16 protein-coding genes are annotated in these 15,793 nt (G+C 34.2%); 7 read left to right on the top strand and 9 right to left on the bottom strand.

Annotation, left to right across the window (positions count from 1 at the left end):
* Position 1: 1 nt before the first annotated feature.
* Positions 2-1,852: a hypothetical protein gene (locus M0M44_RS04950; RefSeq protein ID WP_248728772.1), complete on the top strand. Its 1,851-nt coding sequence runs from the start codon at positions 2-4 to the stop codon at positions 1,850-1,852.
* A gap of 46 nt (positions 1,853-1,898) precedes the next feature.
* On the opposite strand, the gene M0M44_RS04945 is transcribed toward M0M44_RS04950, so the two are convergent.
* From M0M44_RS04945 to hemA, 9 genes are all read right to left on the bottom strand, one after another.
* Positions 1,899-2,786, bottom strand: coding sequence for a fructose bisphosphate aldolase (locus M0M44_RS04945; RefSeq protein ID WP_420842775.1), 888 nt, complete (start codon positions 2,784-2,786; stop codon positions 1,899-1,901).
* Positions 2,787-2,877: 91 nt separating this feature from the next.
* Positions 2,878-3,813: a DUF4421 family protein gene (locus M0M44_RS04940; protein ID WP_248728770.1), complete on the bottom strand. Its 936-nt coding sequence runs from the start codon at positions 3,811-3,813 to the stop codon at positions 2,878-2,880.
* 143 nt (positions 3,814-3,956) lie between these two features.
* A complete protein-coding gene (gene hemF / locus M0M44_RS04935) occupies positions 3,957-4,862 on the bottom strand; it encodes an oxygen-dependent coproporphyrinogen oxidase (protein ID WP_248728769.1) in 906 nt (301 codons plus the stop codon).
* 4 nt (positions 4,863-4,866) lie between these two features.
* Positions 4,867-5,292, bottom strand: a complete 426-nt coding sequence (locus M0M44_RS04930) for a hypothetical protein (protein WP_248728768.1) — start codon at positions 5,290-5,292, stop codon at positions 4,867-4,869.
* Positions 5,289-5,666 carry a hypothetical protein gene (locus M0M44_RS04925; protein ID WP_248728767.1) on the bottom strand — a complete coding sequence of 126 codons (378 nt, stop codon included), beginning with the start codon at positions 5,664-5,666 and terminating at the stop codon, positions 5,289-5,291. The genes M0M44_RS04930 and M0M44_RS04925 overlap by 4 nt, the downstream gene beginning before the upstream one ends.
* Positions 5,667-5,742: 76 nt before the next feature.
* Entirely contained in the window at positions 5,743-6,768 is a 1,026-nt protein-coding gene (gene hemE / locus M0M44_RS04920) for a uroporphyrinogen decarboxylase (protein ID WP_129053423.1), read from the bottom strand.
* Between the two features lie 137 nt (positions 6,769-6,905).
* Positions 6,906-7,571, bottom strand: coding sequence for a uroporphyrinogen-III synthase (locus M0M44_RS04915; RefSeq protein WP_248728766.1), 666 nt, complete (start codon positions 7,569-7,571; stop codon positions 6,906-6,908).
* The gene (gene hemC / locus M0M44_RS04910) at positions 7,571-8,494 is read right to left on the bottom strand and encodes a hydroxymethylbilane synthase (protein WP_248728765.1); all 924 of its coding nucleotides are present in this window, start codon (positions 8,492-8,494) and stop codon (positions 7,571-7,573) included. The genes M0M44_RS04915 and hemC overlap by 1 nt, the downstream gene beginning before the upstream one ends.
* Positions 8,495-8,599: 105 nt before the next feature.
* A complete protein-coding gene (hemA, locus tag M0M44_RS04905) occupies positions 8,600-9,850 on the bottom strand; it encodes a glutamyl-tRNA reductase (RefSeq protein WP_248728764.1) in 1,251 nt (416 codons plus the stop codon).
* A 227-nt stretch (positions 9,851-10,077) separates the two neighbouring features.
* Here hemA and M0M44_RS04900 point away from each other — a divergent pair, with 227 nt between their 5' ends.
* The 6 genes from M0M44_RS04900 to M0M44_RS04875 all read left to right on the top strand — a co-directional run bounded on the left by M0M44_RS04900 (position 10,078) and on the right by M0M44_RS04875 (position 15,636).
* Complete coding sequence (locus M0M44_RS04900) at positions 10,078-10,953, top strand: helix-turn-helix domain-containing protein (RefSeq protein ID WP_248728763.1); 876 nt, start codon at positions 10,078-10,080, stop codon at positions 10,951-10,953.
* 68 nt (positions 10,954-11,021) lie between these two features.
* Positions 11,022-11,528, top strand: a complete 507-nt coding sequence (locus tag M0M44_RS04895; RefSeq protein WP_248728762.1) for a hypothetical protein — start codon at positions 11,022-11,024, stop codon at positions 11,526-11,528.
* 105 nt (positions 11,529-11,633) lie between these two features.
* Positions 11,634-12,647, top strand: a complete 1,014-nt coding sequence (hemH, locus tag M0M44_RS04890; protein ID WP_248728761.1) for a ferrochelatase — start codon at positions 11,634-11,636, stop codon at positions 12,645-12,647.
* Positions 12,648-12,736: 89 nt separating this feature from the next.
* A complete protein-coding gene (locus M0M44_RS04885) occupies positions 12,737-13,285 on the top strand; it encodes a CopD family protein (protein WP_057115399.1) in 549 nt (182 codons plus the stop codon).
* 141 nt (positions 13,286-13,426) lie between these two features.
* Positions 13,427-14,842, top strand: coding sequence for a sensor histidine kinase (locus tag M0M44_RS04880; RefSeq protein WP_248729988.1), 1,416 nt, complete (start codon positions 13,427-13,429; stop codon positions 14,840-14,842).
* A gap of 11 nt (positions 14,843-14,853) precedes the next feature.
* Entirely contained in the window at positions 14,854-15,636 is a 783-nt protein-coding gene (locus M0M44_RS04875; RefSeq protein WP_248728760.1) for an enoyl-CoA hydratase/isomerase family protein, read from the top strand.
* Positions 15,637-15,793 lie beyond the last annotated feature (157 nt).

Raw genomic sequence — 15,793 nt, 5'->3', positions numbered from 1 at the left:
TATGAAGCATTTTTACACACTAATTTTTCTATTCGCCACGTATTTCTCTTTTGGGCAGACCGTTCCAGAAAAATACGATTATTTTGTACAGTTTAACGGAAGCCAGCTTTCTAAAAAAGTCAGCATCGATGAGGTTTTAAATCATCCGATTTTAACCAAATACATCAGTAAAAAACCTGATTTTGATCTTCGTAAATATGCGGCTATTATTAAATTGAATGAAAAAATTACCATTCACGGGAATTTCTTAGATTCTGTTCCGTTTTACCAAGTTACGATTCCGGTAAAAAGCAAAGAAGCAGTTAGAAAATATTTAATCGAAAAGCAGGGAGCAAACGGAACGAACAGTTCAATTGAAGATTTTGGAAAATACGAAGTTTATACACCAAATGGATTAAAAAGATCGTTTGTTTGGAACGACAATTATTTGGTTGTTATTGAATTGACAAAACGACTTCCCTCAAAATTTTATGATGTTGCAGAAACTTCTGTAGCAACAGATTCTGTTTCAATATCTGAGCCTTATGAAGAGTCGGCTGTAATTGAAGCGCCAGTTTATGGAGTTCCAATGGCTGATACATTAAAAATTGAAGAACCCGCTGCAAAAAACATAGATCCAATAGTATTTAATGAACCTGCAGAAAGCGATCATTTGTATGATGGAAATCCGTATGAAGAGTATACTGCAGAACAAGCAGAGTTTGATAAAAATTTAGCCGAGAAACAACGAGCAATCATAAAAGCATTATTTGAAAACGGATTTACACCACCAAGTTCTCCAAAAATAAATGTTTCAGCAGATATTTCGACATGGGTAAATTATGGCGGAATGATGTCGAGTTTGTATTCCATGTACAATTATCCACTTTCGTTATTTGGCGGTTATGATAAATATTTGCCAATGCAGAATAATTTTGGGAATTTTATAAAAGGCATCAATTTGGATTTTTATTTTGATAGTGATAATGCCCGAATCGAAGAAGAGGTAGAATATTCTCCAGAGATTGCCAATGTTGTTAGCCAAATAAGCAATAGAAAAATCAATAAAAATATCTTTAATTATTTCCCTGCTCAGAAACCTTTGGGTTACATTTCGTATCATGCTAATACAAAAGCGGCGTTAGAAAAATTTCCGTCATTAATGACAGATTTATTTCAAAATCCGAAATTTGCCAAAGAAGATATTACAATCATTACAGACTTAATTTCGACAATCGTCGATGAAGAAGCTACAGCAAAGCTTTTTGATGGCGATTTAAGCGCGTTTTTATATGGTATGAAAGAGATTGAGGTAATGACTAAAAAATACGGTTACGATGAAAATTACGAAGAAAAGGTGACAGAAGAAAAAGTGAAAAAATCAATTCCGCTGTTTTCTGTAATATTTACTTCGACGCATCCGACATTTGGAGACAAGCTTTTGCAATTGGGTGTTCGTAAAAAAGTATTAGTTCAAAATGGAAATATCTACACTATTGTTGGAACTCAGGAATATGATAATATATTTATTCTGAAAGATAAAGACGTGGTAATTGTTGCCAATACCAAAGAGTACTTTGGCGCAGAAAATGGATCTTTTACAAAAGATACCAAGAAAGATTTGAGCAAAAACTATATTTCTGGAAAGCTGAATATTGCGCAAACAGTAAAAACATTTGGTAAAAATGCAAAAGACTCAGAATTGGATCGAATGACTAAAATTTCTTCTCAGTTTTCGGATATTGCTATAGAATCACCTAAAAAGCTAATCGATAATAAATTAAAATTTGTTTTTAAGCTTAATTCTTTCAAGTCTGATAAAAACATCATTTTGCAGACTTTAGACTTAGCTGAAGAAATGACTTCTAAATAATTGAAAAATAAAATCCCTGAAACTCTTCAGGGATTTTTTTATGATTTTATTGAATGGAAGCTTCGTAAATCTCTTTAATTGAATTTCCTAGTTGCGAATTAAATTCAGCGTCAGATTGCCCAGCGCTAAGCCCTTCTGATAAAGCTCTTGAAAAACTCGCGATCAATCCATGATTTTCTGCTAGTTTCTGATTGGCATCTTCTCGAGAATAACCACCTGAAAGTGCTACAACACGAACCACGTGAGGATCAGTCATTAAATCGCTGTAAAAATTATTTATAGTTGGAATAGAAAGTTTCAGCATAACTTTGACCTCTTTGTCTAAAGAATGTAGTTGTTTTTGAATTTCATCTTTCAAAATCTGTTCTGATTTTTCTTTATCGGTACTGTAAATGTCAACTTCAGGTTCAATTATCGGGACAAGTTCTTTCTTAAATATCTGCAGACCAACTTCAAATTGCTGTTTCACCACTTCCTGAATTCCTTTTGGATTCGCTTCTTTTATAACAGAACGCATTTTGGTTCCAAAAATCTTTCGCTCTACAGCGCGATCAAGCAATTCGTTTAAATTAGAAATCGGTTTCATTAACTGAACGCCATTGGCAAGATCGGCAAGACCTTTGTCTACTTTTAGAAATGGAATAATGCGTTTTTTCTCCCACAGATAATCTGCCGTCCATTGTCCGTCAATTTTACGATCCATTGTGTTTTCAAACAAAATAGCACCAAGAATATATTGGCTGTCAAAAGCGGGACTTTTGATAATTCTAGTTCTCATTTCATGTACAAGAGTGTACATTTCTTCATCATTTGTATATTGACTTTCTTCAACGCCATATTGCGATAATGCCTTAGGTGTACTGCCGCCACTTTGATCTAATGCTGCAATAAATCCTTTTCCAGAATGCATGAGATGTAACTGTTCGCTGTTTATACCTTTCATAACAATGAATTTTAGTTTTTATAAAATCTATGTAATTTAAGCATTTTAATTGGGCTTCATGCTTATTTCGAGTTAATATTTCTTACAAACCTATTTTTTTATTGACATTGTCGTAGACTTCTTTTACTTTTTTTGGAGGATCAAATCGGTAACCGACAGAAAGTTTTAGCGTAGAAATATTATCATTCAATCTTGGATCAACTTTATCGTCTTGTGCAAAACCTACAGTATTAAGACTGGCAAAACCAAAGAAACGATCGTTGTTGTACGCCAGTTTTAAATTGAAATCGGCTTGGTATAAAGCTGAGGTTTCTTTATCAATAATATTTAACCCGCCACCCAAAGCAAGTCCCGCGCCAATTAAAACTCGATCACTGATTACGAAATTGTAAAAATAGGCGGGAGCCAAAGTGAACACATAAAAATCCCCAGGTGACGAATCGGGAGTATTTAAATCGAGATTGGTATAATAAAAAGAAAATGACGGGATAAAACTTCCAGAGCTTTTGGTTTGCCATTCGTTTTGGCTTACCAAAGTTTTAAAAGAGAATTTATCATTAAAAATGTAAGCTGTCGATCCGCCTATTTTTGTTGTTCGCATGTTTGGCAGCTGTGCAGTTATATTATCATCACTAATGTAAAATCCTTTTTGATTGATAAAAGTGAAAGACTGCATCCATTTTTTATAGTAAAAACGGGTGTTGAAATTAAAGTTTTTAGAATGAGAATCGCCCTTGTTCTGACTTAGAAATTTGGGAGCGAAACCAATTGTAATATCAATGATTTTATAATTTAAGGTAAAACCTATCTGTTCTCTCCGATTCGGAATTAGATTGAGATACGTTGTCGAATCCTGGCCTGAAGCAATCTGGAAACTATTTGAAGTATCTAAATAATAAACGCTGGCAGTGATTTTATCATTATAAGATTTAAAATACGGATTCTGCAGGGAATCGTTTTGGGCGAAACATCCAAAAAAGCCAACAAAGAATGTGATGTAAATCAGTTTTAAACGCATAGAAACATAGTTTTAGATAATTTAAAAGAAGTTTCATTTGAATAATTCTCAAGAGAGCTATGTGAAAAAAATATAATTTTCTAAAATTAGCCCTAAGATAGGTCTTTAAATCTATGTTTCTATGTGTTAAATAAATTTTTAGACTAAGAAACCCATTCAATAGGGTTCTGCAATATATTTATCAACTTCTCTTCCTCGCTTCCCGCTTCTGGATGATGATCGTAAACCCACTGCACATGCGGAGGCAAACTCATCAAAATACTTTCAATTCTACCGTTGGTTTTTAAGCCGAATAAAGTGCCTTTGTCATGAACCAAATTGAATTCAACATAACGACCACGACGGATTTCCTGCCATGTTCTTTGTTCAGGAGTGTATGAAAGATTTTTTCTTTTTTCCACAATTGGGACATAAGCTTCAAGGAAACTATTGCCGACTTCGGTTACAAAATCGTACCAATTTTCCATTGACATTTGCTCATTTGCTTTGCAATAATCAAAGAACAAACCGCCAAGTCCGCGAGCTTCGTTTCTATGTGCATTCCAAAAATAAGAATCACATTGTTTTTTATATTTCGGATAAAATTCCGAATTATGTTTATCGCAAGCTGTTTTACACGTTTGATGAAAGTGAATGGCATCTTCTTCAAACAAATAATAAGGCGTTAAATCTTGTCCGCCGCCAAACCATTGTTCGATAACTTTTCCAGACTCGTCATACATTTCAAAATATCGCCAATTGGCGTGGACGGTAGGAACCATAGGGCTTTTCGGGTGAATTACTAAGCTTAATCCGCAGGCAAAGAAATCGGCTTCGCCAACACCAAACATTTTCTGCATCGTTTCTGGAAGTTTTCCATGAACGGCTGAAATGTTGACACCACCTTTTTCGAAAACATTTCCGTTTTCAATAACCCGCGTTCTTCCGCCTCCGCCTTCAGGACGTTTCCAAAGATCTTCACGGAATTTTGCAGCTCCGTCAACAGCTTCTAATCCAGCGCAGATTTGATCTTGTAATTGTTGTATGTATGCGTAAAATTTATCTTTCATGATTTTATTTTTCATTTTCTTGTAAAGTGTCATGATATTTGAATGCAACATTCATATCAAGTACTATTGTAGTATCTTTTTTTAAAATCTTTACAAATCTTGAATTTACTTTTTTAAATAGCGAATCTCCTATTTCAGCTTTTTCCCAAAGAACAGGATAAACATATATTGGAGTCGAATCTTTTAGAATAAATTTTTGAGACATATGGTTATGTTTATCTAAAAATTTTTTCACAATTATCCCAGAGAAATTTTCATGAAACATTTCTTTATATGCGTCTTTACTAATTTTGGCTTCATTTGAAAAATAAGAACAAGTACTAACAAATACCGCAAAAAACACCATTACAAAAAAACCTTGATACAATGGATTCAATTTTTCAAAATTAAAATCAGCAATATCGTTTAAAATTTTTTCTAGATAGCTCATTTAAATTTTAACAAAGCGATTTTATTGTTTATCCCAAAAGAAAAAACCTTGCTTTCTTGTTGGATGTATTGATAAATGGCAAGTGATTTTCCTAAGAAATCAAATTGCTTTTCCTGAGATAAACTCACCAGAATATCTGCAAATTGCTCTTGTTGGTTCCAGTCTAAATGACATCGCTGTAACAAAATAATCAATTCTTCTTCAGGAATTTCAATTGTTCTTTCTAGACTTAATCCAAAACTTTTTAACTGCTCATCGATCAGACTTGTATCTTCAGCATTCCAAAACTTTGGAACAAAAACCAAAGCGTGCAAAGTCTTTAGAGTATTCTCTATTCTAATGCTTTCTTCGTCTCTTAGGCCTTTGTTTAGCATTTTTTGAGTGGTTGGTTGTCGGTTTATGGTTGATAGTATTTTTATCCAACAACTATCAACCATAAACGATCAACTATTATTGCCCGTATTCCTTCACTGCGTCAATAAACGCTTTTGCGTGATCTACAGGGATATTTGGTAAAATTCCGTGACCTAAATTTACGATATATTTATCTTTTCCGAACTCATCGATCATTTCATGAACCATTTTCTTGATAGTTGGAATTGGAGAAAGCAATCTTGATGGATCAAAGTTTCCTTGTAAAGTAATATTTCCTCCAGACAAATAACGAGCATTTCTAGCCGAACAAGTCCAGTCAACTCCTAATGCAGAAGCTTTACTTTTACCCATTTCGCCAAGAGCAAACCAACATCCTTTTCCGAAAACAATAACTGGCGTAATATCAGCTAAAGCATCAACGATCTGGTTGATGTATTTCCATGAAAATTCCTGATAATCAACAGGAGAAAGCATTCCTCCCCAAGAATCAAAAATCTGAACGGCATTTACTCCCGATTTTACTTTTTCTTTTAAATATAAAATAGTCGTATCGGTAATTTTTTGTAGTAAAGTATGTGCTGCAGCTGGATTTGAAAAACAAAATCCTTTTGCAGTATCAAAACTTTTAGAACCTTTTCCTTCAACAGCATAGCAGAAAATGGTCCAAGGTGAACCAGCGAAACCAATTAAAGGCACTTCGTCGTTCAACATTTCCTTAGTCAATTTCACAGCGTCAAAAACGTAGCCTAAAGTTTCATTTACATCTGGAACATACACTTTGTGAACATCTGCCAAAGAACGAATCGGATTTGGAATTATTGGTCCCAAATTATCTTTCAGTTCAACATGAATTCCCATTGCGCGCGGTACTACTAAAATATCCGAAAATAAAATGGCAGCATCTGGAGCAATTCTGCGAATTGGCTGCACCGTAATTTCAGCCGCTAATTCTGGAGTTTCGCAACGTGTGAAAAAATCATATTTATCACGAAGCTCTCTAAATTCAGGTAAATATCTTCCTGCCTGACGCATCATCCATACCGGTGGGCGCTGAACTGTTTCTCCTTTTAATGCTTTTAAAAATAGGTCGTTTTTTAACATTTTTTTCTTGCTTTAGGCTTTAAGCTTTAGGCTTTAAGCGGTGTTTGTCTATCTTTTTTGCTTAAAGCATAAAGCTTAAAGCGTATTGCCAAATTATTTTTGCTTAAGGCTTACTGCCTAAAGCTTATAGCTTTAATTTATTTATATTCGTGAATCACATCTTCGATCACATCTTCAATTGTGGGCTGATCTGCAACGATGATATTCTTTGTTATTTTTGATAAAGCTTCTGCCGTTGTATCGCCAATGCAGAAACAGATTTGTTTATTGATGGTATTATGTTTCAGATAACTTTTAACTCCAGATGGACTAAAAAACAAAATCGCTTCAGGATTTGCCTTTATTTTCTGAGGTTGAAGCGTAGTTTCGTAAACCTGAATTTCATTGAATTTAATTCCGTTTTCTTTAAAAGCTTCTGGCAAAGTGTCTCGTCTAAGATTTCCGCTAAAAAAAGTGTAGCTCTCATTCGCGTAAATCAAAGTGATAATTTCGGCTAAATCTGATGCGTAACCTGTGTAAGCTACTACATTAAAGCCATTATCGCTTAAAAGCGTTTTGGTTTTAAGGCCGACACAATACACATTTTTTTTCTTTAACAGCTCTGAATCGGGATGAGATAAAACGCTATGAACAGCATTCTGACTCGTGAAAATCAGACTTTGGTTGAGGTCTTTTAATTCGAAAGGTTTATTTTCGGTTTTAATGAAATCGGCTTCGATTAATTCGACGCCATATTTCATCAGCTCTTGTTTATGAAGAGGAGATAATATTTTAGTGGATAGTATCTGAATTGGATTTGCCATTATTTTTTCAGCGATTCTTTAATCTGTTTCATTAATTCTGTTCCTCCATTATTCAAAATCTCCTGAGCAGAGTTGAAACCTAATTTTTTCCATTCTGAAATATCAACCGTTTTGTTGATTTCCAGTTTTTGTTTTCCGTCAATGGAAAGTAAAACACCTTGAAAATGTAAAGTATCTTCGTCTTCATTATATGTAACTAAAGCTCCAATTGGGGCAGTACATCCGCCTTCAAGCGTTCTCAAAAACTGACGCTCGATATACGTACAGATTTCGGTTTCGATATCATTTAACTGAGAAAGCGCATCTAATGTATAATTGTCATTTTCCATTCCCACGACAAGCATTGCGCCTTGTGCCGGAGCAGGAATCATCCAATCTAAGTTGATGTAATTTTCAGGTTTTAAGTTGATGCGCTCTAAACCTGCAGCTGCAAAAACAGCACCATCCCAATTATTGTCCTGAAGTTTTTGCATACGTGTATTTACGTTTCCACGTAAATCAACCACAGTATGATTGGGGTATTTGTTGAACCATTGTGCCTGGCGGCGCAAACTTCCGGTTGCAATGGTACTTGGATTTGTAAAATCAGGATTTCCTTTATGAACTAAAATATCCAGAACATTGGCTCTTGGTAAAACAGCACCTTGAACGATACCTTTTGGTAAAGCCGTTGGAACATCTTTCATAGAATGTACAGCAATATCAACATCGCCATTGATCATAGCAATGTCTAAGGTTTTTGTAAAAATTCCTGTAATTCCTAATTCATAAAGCGGTTTATCCAGAATAATATCGCCTTGAGATTTTACAGCAACAATTGAGGTTTTATAACCCAAATCGTTTAATTTCTTTTCGACAGTATGTGCCTGCCAAAGTGCTAATTCGCTGTCACGAGTTCCAATTCTGATTGTTTTTTCAGCCATGTTTTGTTTCTTGAACCATATAAGTTATATAAGTAAATTTAAGTAGTTTGGGTAAAACACAGTTTTTAAATGAACTTATATAACTTAAATGGTTTAAAATTTTATTTAAGATGCTTTTATTTTGAAGACTTTCTCGATCCATTCGATGCTCTCATCGACCATAGTATCGTCATCTTTTAAATGATTTGCGAAATGTGTAGTGATTTTTTGAATGATTCTGTTACTGATGATTTCTGCTTGTTCTTCGTTGAAATCGGCAATTTTTTTGCTTTGAAAATCTAGCTCCGAAGCTTTAATAGCGTTTAGTTTTTCTTTTAAAGCATTAATGGTTGGAGCGAACTTTCTTCCTTTCATCCAAATCACAAATTCTTCTTTGATTTCTTCAATGATTGCTTCAGCTGCCGGAATGTGTAATTTTCTGTTTTCCAAAGTTTCATCTGTCAATTGAGACAAATAATCCATGTGAATTAAAGTTACACCTTCTAATTCCTCTACGTTTTCATTTACGTTTTTAGGAATAGACAGATCCAGAATCAACATTGGCTTTTTAAGATTCAGAATCGCTTTGTCAACCGTTGGATTTTGTGCGCCTGTTGCTACAACCACAACATCAGCTTTTTGAAGTTCTAAATGTAATTCAGAATAATCTTTAACAATCAGATTTAATTTTCCAGCTAGTTTCTCAGCTTTATCTTTAGTTCGGTTGATTAAAGTAATATGCTCGTTTTTAGTGTGTTTTACTAAATTCTCGCAAGTATTTCTCCCGATTTTTCCAGTTCCGAAAAGTAAAATGTTTTTGTTGCTTATGTCTTCTACATTCTTCAAAATGTACTGCACTGAAGCAAAAGAAACCGAAGTAGCACCAGAACTGATTTCTGTTTCTGTTTTAATTCTTTTACTTGCCTGAATGACCGCATTCACCAATCTTTCCATAAAAGCATTGGCCAATCCCATCGATTTTGAATGTGTAAAACTGGTTTTTATTTGAGATATAATTTCGAAATCACCTAGAATCTGACTATCTAAACCAGTTCCTACGCGAAAGATATGATTAATTGCTTCCTGATTTTTGTAAACGAAACCAACCTTTTGAAAAGCATCAACAGAACCGTTGCTGTTGTCGCAGATCAATTTGATTAATTGAAATGGGTGTTCTGCAAAACCGTAGATCTCGGTTCTGTTGCAGGTTGAAGTCACAATTAAACTTTCTATTCCATCGTTTTTAGCTTGTTCCAGCAAACGTGTTTTCGCCACTGCATCCAAACTAAATTGACCTCTGACCTCAGCATCAGCTTTTTTATAACTCAGACCAACTGAGTAAAAATAAAGATGTTTCGGTGCGTTATTGTTTTCCATAAATTCACTTTCATAAAAGTGCAACAAAATTATTACTATAGCATTGATAAAAATAACGCTAAAAGTACTTTTTATGTCGCTATATGTTTTTTTAAACCTAAATAGGTGTTTTTGAGTAAAAAGGACTACTTTTGTAGCAAAATCAACTCGTTTGAAGTGATTAGTTTAGAGTCGTTCTAAATAACATTTTGAGTTTGTTCTGATTTTCGTTTCAAAAAAATATCGCTATGAGTTCTCAAGAAGTTATAAAAATTGAAGACGACTTTACGCTGATTCGTTTTCAAAATGATGGACCAGAACCTTTTTATGCACAGCATGGAATAATAGGTACTGGCCTGATACAGTTTCACTTCGGGATAAAGGGCAACGCCAAATTTTTGTTCAACCAAGGCAATTATGCTTTAGAATTGAAAGAAGAAAAATCGCTGCTTTTATATAATCCGCAGAAAGAATTACCGCTTAATTTAGAATTGGCGCCAAATTCTTGGGCAATTTCTGTAATTGTGTCCATCAAAAAATTTCACGCGTTATTTTCTGCCGAAGCTGATTATATCACTTTTCTAAGTCCTGATAATAAGGATAAAAAGTATTATAACGAAGGAAATATAAGTCCGTCAATGGCAATTGTCTTGAGTCAGTTGTTTCATTACAATCTTCATCCATCGATAAAAAATCTTTATTATAAAGGAAAAGGATACGAATTGTTGAGTTTGTATTTTAACAGAACCGAAGATCCAAACGCAGAACAATGTCCGTTTCTAATTGATGAAGATAACGTTTTGAAAATTCGAAGAGCCAAAGAAATTATCATCGCCAATATGGCCGAACCGCCAGGATTGCAAGAATTGGCAGATGAAATTGGTTTGAATTTGAAGAAACTCAAAATGGGTTTCAAGCAAATTTACGGCGATACGGTTTACGGTTTCCTTTTCGATTACAAAATGGATTTCGCTCGAAAACTTTTAGATAGCGGTTCTTATAATGTAAACGAAGTTGGGCTGAAAATAGGCTACAGCACGGGAAGTCACTTTATAGCGGCTTTCAAGAAAAAGTTTGCCACGACTCCCAAAAAATATTTGATGTCGATTAATGCGAATGTGTAATGGTTAATAGATATTCAATAGTATTGTTACTTTTCTTATTGCTGTCTTGCAAATCAAAAGAAGAAAAAATGTTTTTTGATTTTGATAGTGTTGAATATCATTCATTAAATAAAGATAAAGAAGTAGAAATAGTCGAGAATAATAGAAAAGGTGTTAAAGATTCTATTCTAAATAATATTGTTTACTCTGAATTTCCAGATAAATTAGATAATAATGTTTTTTATAAAACAATTAATTCTACGGGATTTTCAAAGTTTAAATTATCCCAAAAAGACGTTGAGTATTTAAGAAATGATGTTTTTGTCGAGAAATTTTCTCTAAAGATGTTTGAATTAAATAAAGCCTGCGCACCAGAGTATAGGGATATTTTGGTTTTTAGGAAAAATAACGAAATTTCAGGTATTGCTAAAATTTGTCTTTCGTGTGGGCAATTTTATTTTATTGGTTCTAAAAAAGGAATTCAAACAGAAGACTTTGGAACAGAACAAGATTATGAATCGTTAGCAACATTATTTAATACATATAAGCAAGTTAAAAACATCAATTTTATAAATAAGAACATAATTAAAAAGTAATAATTATCATATTTCTAAAAAGCAGCAAGTCCTACTTTTGACGAAATTTTTAAAAACAAATTAAATGCTTAAAGCCTAAAGCTTAAAGCCTAAAGCAAAGAATAAATGAAAGGCGTATTATTAGTAAACTTGGGCTCTCCGGACAGTCCAACCACGAAAGATGTAAAACCGTATTTAGATGAATTTTTAATGGATAAATACGTGATCGATGTTCCGTATTTATTAAGAGCATTATTGGTTCGCGGTATTATTTTGAGAAAAAGACCAGAAGAATCAGCGCACGCTTACGCGAAAATTTGGTGGGAGGAAGGTTCTCCGTTAGTAGTTCTTTCTGAGAGAATGCAGAAAAAAGTACAGCCTTTAGTAAATGTTCCAGTTGCATTAGCAATGCGCTACGGAAGCATGACAATTGAAAAAGGACTTCAGGAATTGCATGATAAAGGTGTAGATGAAGTAATGCTTTTTCCTCTATATCCGCAATATGCAATGGCTTCGACTTTGACGATTTTAGTAAAAGCAGAAGAAATCCGTAAAAAGAAATTTCCAAACATGAAATTTACAGATGTTCCAGCATTTTATAACAAACCAGATTATATTAAGAATTTAGCCGATTCTATTCAAAAACATTTAGTTGGTTTTGATTATGATCATTTGTTGTTTTCTTACCACGGAATTCCAGAGCGCCATATTCGCAAAACGGATGTAACTAAATCACATTGCAAAATTGACGGTTCTTGCTGTAACACGCCATCTCCGGCTCATGAATTCTGTTACCGCCACCAATGTTATGAAACAACAAAACAAGTTGTAAAATTATTGGGACTTCCAGAAGATAAATACAGTCTGACTTTTCAATCGCGTTTAGCGGGTGACAAATGGTTAGAACCTTTTACGGATGTTGAAATTGATAATATGCCGGCTAAAGGAATCAAGAAATTGGCAGTTGTAACGCCGGCTTTCGTTTCAGACTGTTTAGAAACTCTGGAAGAAATCGCAATGCGTGCCAAAGAAGATTTTGAAGCAAAAGGAGGAGAAGAATTCTTGGCAATTCCGTGTTTGAATGATGATGATGAATGGTGCCAGACGGTTTCTAATTGGATTAATGATTGGGCTAAATAAATTTTTGTTTCAGGTTTAAAGTTTCAAGTTATGCTCAACTTTGAGAAATAACCTGAAACCTGAAACCTGAAACCTGAAACTAAATATTAATGGAATACTATAATTACTTAAAATCACTGCATCTTATATTTGTGATCACCTGGTTTGCAGGTTTGTTTTATATTGTGCGTTTGTTTGTGTATCAAATAGAAGCCAACGAAAAACCTTCGCCGGAAAAAGAGATTTTACAGGCGCAATACAAAATAATGGCCTACCGTTTGTGGTATATCATTACATGGCCGTCAGCGGTTTTGGCGAGTATTTTTGCTTTTTGGATGCTATTTTTTACAGATGCAGGTCATGTATGGATGAAAATGCCATGGATGCACGTAAAATTATGCTTCGTTTTTCTTTTATATTTATATCACGGAAAATGCCATCAAATTTTTAAACAACTGCAAAACGATGAGGTAAAATATACCAATAATTTTATGCGTTTGTGGAATGAAGGCGCAACGATTATTTTGTTTGCAGTCGTTTTTTTAGTAGTTTTAAAAAGTGCCATCAACTGGATTTTCGGCGTAATCGGAATTATTTTATTCTCGGTTTTAATTATGTTAGGATTTCGATTTTATAAGAGAATTAGAGAAAAAAAATAGTTTTTTTAGTTTCAGGTTTCAAGTTTCAAGTTGTCAAATGCAACGTAACCTGAAACTTGAAACCTGAAACAAATAAAACAAAAACAGATGCAGAACTTCAAAATGTCAATGCTTTCCCTTCGTACCAGGATTTTCCTGTCGATGATTGTATTGATTGTTGTGGCATCTTTTTTATTGGCTTCAATTTCGATTATTCAGTTTAAAACGGAGGCCAAAGAATACCACCAAGAACGTTTAGAACGAAAAGAAAATGCCGTAAAAGAACATATCAATTATGTTCTGGCAACTACTACTTATCCGCTGAAAACGCAAAATTTGGATTTGATTTTTAAAGATAAAATCCACGAATTGGCGCAGATTCATAAAATCGAAATTAATATTTACAGTCTTGATGGGAAACTTTTAAAATCCTCTAAAGAATCTTTTGCTGTTGATAAAATTGCACCGCCAATTCCAGAATATATTCTTAAGTTGGTTCGGTCTTCAATCGAGAAACGCTTTGTAGACATTAAAACGATCGACGGAGTTAAAAACCGATCTTCATACAGTTTAATAAAAGACGAAAAATTCAAACCGCTTGGAATCTTGAATCTTCCTTATTTAGAAGATGATGGTTATTACGATAACGAATTGAATACTTTCTTAATTCGTCTGAGCCAAGTTTATTCTTTTATGCTGATTGTTGCTTTTGCATTGGCGTATTTCCTTTCGACATACATCACGAAATCATTAAAAACGATTTCAGAGAGACTAGAGGAGACTAATCTGGATCAGAAAAACGAAAAAATTGTTCTGGAAGCCAACAGCAAAGAAGTTAATTTCTTGATTAGAGCTTACAACGGAATGGTAGACAAATTAGAAACCAGTGCTATTAAACTAGCCCAAAGCGAACGTGAAGAAGCATGGCGTGAAATGGCGAAACAAGTAGCGCACGAAATTAAAAATCCGCTTACGCCGATGCGATTGACGGTTCAGAGTTTCCAGAGAAAATTTGATCCAAATGATCCTGATGTAAAGCAAAAGATGAATGATTACTCCGAAACTTTAATTCAGCAGATTGATACGATGACGGCGGTAGCTTCCGCATTTTCGAACTTTGCTTCGATGCCAGCACAGCAAAACGAAACTTTGAATGTGGTTGAGGTTGTCGAATTGGCTTTGGATATTTTCAACGAAGATTATATTGTTTTTGAAAAAGAGGAAGAAGAAATCATCTCCAAAATGGATCGTACGCAATTGATTCGTGTGATTACCAATTTGGTTAAAAATGCGACTCAGGCTATTCCAGAAAGTCAATTCCAGAAATCGATAGTAGTTTCGGTAAAAAGGCGAAATAACGATGTTGAAATTGCTGTAAAAGACAACGGAATCGGTATTCAGAAACAAGATATCGGAAGAATTTTCGAACCAAAGTTTACTACAAAAACCAGCGGTATGGGGCTTGGGCTCGGAATTATTAAAAACATTATCGAAAATTACAAAGGAACAATTACCTTTGAATCAACTTACGGAAAAGGAACTACGTTTACAGTTTCTCTACCTATCACCAACTCATAAAATATAGCGTCATGGATTACGAAAATATCTTAATTTCAATTGTAGAAAAAGTTGCTACCATTACTATTAACAGACCAACTAAATTAAATGCTTTAAACAAAGCAACCATTAGTGATTTGAGTAATGCTATTCAATCCTTATCTAAAAATGATGATGTTCATGTTGTTGTTTTAACCGGAAGCGGAGAGAAAGCCTTTGTTGCTGGAGCAGATATTTCGGAATTTGCCAATTATACTGTTGTTGAAGGTGCACAATTAGCTGCTGAAGGACAGGAATCTTTATTTGATTTTATTGAAAACCTTAAGAAACCAGTTATTGCTGCCGTTAACGGTTTTGCTCTTGGCGGAGGACTAGAATTGGCAATGGCATGTCATTTCAGAATTGCTTCTGACAATGCAAAAATGGGACTTCCAGAAGTAACATTAGGATTAATTCCTGGATATGGAGGAACACAGCGTTTACCGCAATTAATTGGAAAAGGCCGTGCAATGGAAATGATTATGACCGCAGCGATGATTACCGCTGAACAAGCAAAAGATTACGGTTTAGTAAATAATGTTGTGCCTCAGGAAGAACTATTGTCGTTTACAAATGTAATCGCTCAAAAAATTATCAAAAATGCGCCATTCGCAATTGGAAAAGCAATCAAAGCAATCAATGCCAACTTTAAAGACGGTAAAAATGGATTTGATACTGAAATAAAATCATTTGGAGAATGTTTCGGAACTGAGGATTTTAAAGAAGGAACCACAGCATTCTTAGAAAAAAGAAAAGCTGAATTTACAGGAAAATAAAGTTTACATCACAGAGTTACACAAAGATTTCGCAGAGGGTCACAAAGAAAAAACATTAATGCAAAGCTTTGTGTAACTTTGCGAAATCTTTGTGTAACTCTGCGGTAAAACAACACAAAGCTGTTCAAAGTAATTAAAAAACTCAGTTACTTAGGAA

It is taken from the genome of Flavobacterium humidisoli (assembly GCF_023272795.1).
Lineage (GTDB): Bacteria > Bacteroidota > Bacteroidia > Flavobacteriales > Flavobacteriaceae > Flavobacterium > Flavobacterium humidisoli.
Note: the sequence above shows the minus strand (reverse complement) of the source record. Positions and strands in the feature narration are given on the sequence as shown.

Excerpts from the sequence above, each read along its gene's own strand:
- M0M44_RS04950 (WP_248728772.1), top strand. The coding sequence starts at position 2 with ATGAAGCATTTTTACACACTAATTTTTCTATTCGCCACGTATTTCTCT.
- M0M44_RS04940 (WP_248728770.1), bottom strand. The coding sequence starts at position 3,813 with ATGCGTTTAAAACTGATTTACATCACATTCTTTGTTGGCTTTTTTGGA.
- hemF (WP_248728769.1), bottom strand. The coding sequence starts at position 4,862 with ATGAAAGATAAATTTTACGCATACATACAACAATTACAAGATCAAATC.
- M0M44_RS04930 (WP_248728768.1), bottom strand. The coding sequence starts at position 5,292 with ATGAGCTATCTAGAAAAAATTTTAAACGATATTGCTGATTTTAATTTT.
- M0M44_RS04925 (WP_248728767.1), bottom strand. The coding sequence starts at position 5,666 with ATGCTAAACAAAGGCCTAAGAGACGAAGAAAGCATTAGAATAGAGAAT.
- hemE (WP_129053423.1), bottom strand. The coding sequence starts at position 6,768 with ATGTTAAAAAACGACCTATTTTTAAAAGCATTAAAAGGAGAAACAGTT.
- M0M44_RS04915 (WP_248728766.1), bottom strand. The coding sequence starts at position 7,571 with ATGGCAAATCCAATTCAGATACTATCCACTAAAATATTATCTCCTCTT.
- hemC (WP_248728765.1), bottom strand. The coding sequence starts at position 8,494 with ATGGCTGAAAAAACAATCAGAATTGGAACTCGTGACAGCGAATTAGCA.
- hemA (WP_248728764.1), bottom strand. The coding sequence starts at position 9,850 with ATGGAAAACAATAACGCACCGAAACATCTTTATTTTTACTCAGTTGGT.
- M0M44_RS04900 (WP_248728763.1), top strand. The coding sequence starts at position 10,078 with ATGAGTTCTCAAGAAGTTATAAAAATTGAAGACGACTTTACGCTGATT.
- M0M44_RS04895 (WP_248728762.1), top strand. The coding sequence starts at position 11,022 with ATGTTTTTTGATTTTGATAGTGTTGAATATCATTCATTAAATAAAGAT.
- hemH (WP_248728761.1), top strand. The coding sequence starts at position 11,634 with ATGAAAGGCGTATTATTAGTAAACTTGGGCTCTCCGGACAGTCCAACC.
- M0M44_RS04885 (WP_057115399.1), top strand. The coding sequence starts at position 12,737 with ATGGAATACTATAATTACTTAAAATCACTGCATCTTATATTTGTGATC.
- M0M44_RS04880 (WP_248729988.1), top strand. The coding sequence starts at position 13,427 with ATGATTGTATTGATTGTTGTGGCATCTTTTTTATTGGCTTCAATTTCG.
- M0M44_RS04875 (WP_248728760.1), top strand. The coding sequence starts at position 14,854 with ATGGATTACGAAAATATCTTAATTTCAATTGTAGAAAAAGTTGCTACC.